The organism is Bradyrhizobium sp. SHOUNA76, from assembly GCF_023006445.1.
Taxonomy (GTDB): domain Bacteria; phylum Pseudomonadota; class Alphaproteobacteria; order Rhizobiales; family Xanthobacteraceae; genus Bradyrhizobium.
This window is the reverse complement of sequence record NZ_JALBHA010001199.1, coordinates 1-307: the sequence shown is the minus strand read 5'-3', so window position 1 is coordinate 307 and position 307 is coordinate 1. Positions and strand designations below refer to the sequence as shown.

The following is a 307-nucleotide window of genomic DNA, read 5'->3' as shown; positions in this document are numbered from 1 at the left end:
GCGTTTTGCGTCCTGGCTCGCGCGCAAGGGCATCGGCGTCGGCGACACCGTTGCGGCGATGCTGCCGAACATCCCGGCGATGAACGAGGCGCATTTCGCCGTGCCCATGACCGGCGCCGTGCTCAACGCGCTGAACATCCGTCTCGATGCGCCCTCGATCGCGTTCCAGCTTGATCATGGCGGCGCCAGGATCATCCTGGTCGATCCCGAGTTTTCAGGCGTCATCACCGACGCGCTGGCGCAGATGACGGGGCCCAAGCCGCTGGTGGTCGACGTCGACGACGCCTCGTTCAAGGGCGGCGAGCGC

General features: G+C 67.1%; 1 protein-coding gene. It reads left to right on the top strand.

The features are described 5' to 3' along the window. A partial coding sequence (locus MOV74_RS40490) for an AMP-binding protein (RefSeq protein WP_246933146.1) occupies window positions 1–307 on the top strand: 307 nt, incomplete at both ends.